1 protein-coding gene is annotated in these 3,493 nt (G+C 69.1%); it reads right to left on the bottom strand.

Features of this window, described 5'->3' with window-relative positions; genetic code table 11:
• Positions 1-103: 103 nt before the first annotated feature.
• The gene (locus tag IRZ30_RS16495) at positions 104-3,343 is read right to left on the bottom strand and encodes a glycosyl hydrolase (protein WP_294086744.1); all 3,240 of its coding nucleotides are present in this window, start codon (positions 3,341-3,343) and stop codon (positions 104-106) included.
• Positions 3,344-3,493: the final 150 nt, after the last annotated feature.

Below are 3,493 nucleotides of genomic sequence, written 5' to 3'. Positions count from 1 at the left end.
TGGGTTGGTATTTTTTTAAACCACCTGGCACCCGCCGCGCCCGCGACCGCGCGGGCGCTCCTTTGCGTCCCCGGCCCCAATGCGGGGCCCGGGGACATTGGCGTTAGCGCCCCTCGCGCGGCTTGGGCGCCAGCGCGGGCAGGGCTGCCTCGCGGATCTGGGCGTTGAGCGCGGTCACGTCGCGCTCGACGATCTCCGCCAGGCGCTCGAGCTGCCGGTCGATCGCCGCCGTCAGCTCCTCGTACGTCTCGACCGACTGCCGGGTCGGCGCGGCGTCGGCGCTGTCGACGATGGCCGCGAGCGCCGCGAGCTTGTTGTTGAGCTTCACCGGGAAGTTGAGCGGGTCCTCGATCTCCTTGGCCTTGACCTGGATCAGCTCCTCTTCGATCTCGGTCAGCGCCTTGATGAGCGATTCCGCGGCTGAGGCGATCACCTCGCCCTCGGCGCTACCCTGCGCCCGCTGCTGCCACTCCCGTGCCTGGCTCCGCAGGTTACGGATCTGCATGATCGCGTCGTGCGTCTCCGAGAGCTTGTCCCGGATCTTCAACAGCAGGTCGAACTGCGCCTGCAGGTCTTCCTGGCTCACGGTGACCCGCGGGTCCACCTTCACCTCGAACGGCTGGGTGTAGCTCTGCCCGTTGACGGTGAGGCGCACCTGGTACTGACCCGGCACCGCCAACGGCCCGCGCAGGGTGCCGGCCCAGAGGACGGCCGGGGGATCGGTGTCGTGCGCGTCGGGGTAGCGCAGATCCCAGATGAACCGGTTCGTACCGGCCTCCTTCGGAACCCGCGGCTCCTTCTTCTTTGGCTTGTGCTCCTTGGCCTCCGATTCGTCCCCCTTCGGCTCGGAGCCCGTCTCCTCGCTGGTGAAGGTGCGGATCTCGTTCCCGTCCGCGTCGAGGAAGGTCAGCGTGACCTCCCCCTCCGGCTTCTCCTTGAGCCAGTAGGTGACGACCACGCCGCTGGGCGGGTTGGCCCCGGCGTTGAGGAACTCCTCCCGCTTGCCCTCACGGCGCTGGATAACCTGCTCCGGCCCAGTCGACAGGTACTCGCGCCCGGTCACGCCCGGGTGCAGGAAGTTCCGGAGGCCGCCGCGGTAGCGGATCGCCGGCCGCGGTGCGAAGAGGTGCGCCTCCTGCTCCGCGATCTCGGCGCGCATCTGGCGCAGTGGCGTCAGGTCGTCGAGCACCCAGAAGGAGCGACCGTGCGTGGCGGCGATGAGGTCGCTCCCCTTCACCGCGAGGTCGTGGATCGGGACGACCGGCAGGCTCTTCCCGTTTCCGGGCGTCCCGTCGCCCCGGAGCGACTGCCAGTACCCGCCGTCGTCGAAGGAGACGTAGAGCCCGCTCTCGGTGCCGCAGTAGAGCAGCCCCGGCCGCTCGGGATCCTCGCGGATCACCCGCGTGAAGTCATCCTCCGGGATGCCGTCGGTGATCCGGGTCCAGGTCTGGCCGTAGTCCTGGGTCTTATAAAGGTAGGGCGTGCGATCGTCGAGCTTGTAGCGGGTGGCGGCGACGTAGGCCACGGCCGGGTCGTGGGGCGAGGGCTCGATGATCGAGATCAGCGCCCACTCCGGCAGGTCGGGCGGGGTGACGTTCTGCCAGGTCTGCCCGCCGTCGCGAGAGATGTGGATCAGCCCGTCATCCGAGCCGGCCCAGAGGAGACCTGGCTGCACCGGCGACTCGGCGAAGGCGAAGACGGTGCCGTAGTACTCGACGCTGGTGTTATCCCGCGTGATCGGCCCGCCGGACGGCCCCATCTTGCTCGTGTCGTTCCGGGTCAGGTCGGGGCTGATCGTCTCCCAGCTCGACCCCTCATCGGTGCTGCGGTGCACGTGGTTGGAGCAGACATAGAGCACGTTCGGGTTGTGCGGGGAGATGACGATCGGGAAGGTCCACTGGAAGCGATACTTGAGGTCCTTCGCGGCCCAGCCCATATGGTTCTCCGGCCAGACCATGATGTTGCGCTTCTGCCCGGTGCGGTGGTCGTAGCGGGTCAGATGCCCACCGTAGCTGCCGGCGTAGACGATGTTCGGGTCGTCGGGCCGCACGGCGATGTAGCCGGACTCTCCGCCGCCGACCGGGTACCACTCACCGTTGGTGATCGCGCCGCTGTCGGAGCGGCTGGGACCGGAGATGGTCGTGTTGTCCTGCTGCGCGCCGTAGACGCGGTACGGCTCACGGGTGTCGGTGGTGACGTGGTAGAACTGCGCGGTCGGCTGGTTGTAGATGCTCGACCAGCTCACGCCCCCGTTGTAGCTGACGCAGGCGCCACCGTCGTTGCCGTTGATCATCCGCTGCGGGTTCTTCGGGTCGATCCAGAGGTCGTGGTTGTCGCCGTGCGGGGTCGGGATCCCGTGGAAGGTCTGGCCGCCGTCGGTGGACCGGAGCATGTCGAGGTTCAGGACGTAGACGGTCTCGGGATCGACCGGGTCGGCGAAGACGTGCATGTAGTACCAGGGGCGCTGGCGCAGGCTGGGGCTCTCGCTCAGGCGCTGCCAGGTCTGCCCGTAGTCGTCGGAGCGGAAGAGCGCCCCGTCCTCGGCCTCGACCAGCGCCCAGACGCGGCCCGGCTTCGCGCCGGAGGCCGACACGCCGATCTTGCCGATCGTCCCCTTGGGTAGCCCCTCGTTGCGCGTGATCTCTTCCCAGGTGTCCCCGCCGTCGGTCGAGCGGAACAGCCCGCACTCCGGGCCGCCGCTCACCAGCGAGTAGGGCGTGCGATAGGCCTCCCAGATGCTCGCGTAGAGGATGCGCGGGTTGCTCGGGTCCATCGAGAGATCGACCGCCCCAGCCCGCTCGCTGCGGAAGAGCACCTTCTCCCAGGTCTTCCCGCCGTCGGTGGAGCGGAAGACGCCGCGCTCCTCGTTCGGCCCGAACACGTGTCCCAGCGCCGCGACGTAGACGATGTCCGGGTTCTGGGGGTGAATGCGGATGCGGCCGATGGCGCGCGTGTCGGCCAGGCCGAGATGCTGCCAGGTGCGCCCGCCGTCCGTCGACTTGTAGACGCCGTCCCCCTCGACGACATTGCCGCGGATGGTCGTCTCCCCGGTGCCCACGTAGATCACGTTGGGGTCGGACTCAGAGACCGCGATCGCGCCGATCGCGGCGGAGGTGAAGAAGCCGTCGGAGACGTTCTCCCAGGTCAGCCCGCCGTCGACCGTCTTCCAGACGCCCCCGGCGCAGGCACCGAAGTAGAACACGCGCGGGTCGACCGGATCGCCCGCCACGGCCACGACCCGGCCGCCACGGAACGGGCCGATCAGACGCCAGGACACCGCCTTGAGCAGGGCCGGATCGACCCCGCCCCGTGCCCCATGCGCCGCTGCGCGCTCGACCGCCATGCCATCCTCCTTCAGATTCTGAACCGGTCCCTTCCGCGGGCATAGTACACCGCCCCGCGCCGCGGCGCGAGCGGGTGTGGTGCGCTCTCGTACCCGGCGGTGCGGGAGCGGGGGGTGCGGTGTGGCGGCGTGGTGTGAGGATCCCCGCGC

It is taken from the genome of Sphaerobacter sp., assembly GCF_019683595.1.
In the GTDB taxonomy this organism is placed as follows: domain Bacteria; phylum Chloroflexota; class Chloroflexia; order Thermomicrobiales; family Thermomicrobiaceae; genus Sphaerobacter.
This window is presented reverse-complemented; position numbering and strand designations above follow the sequence as displayed.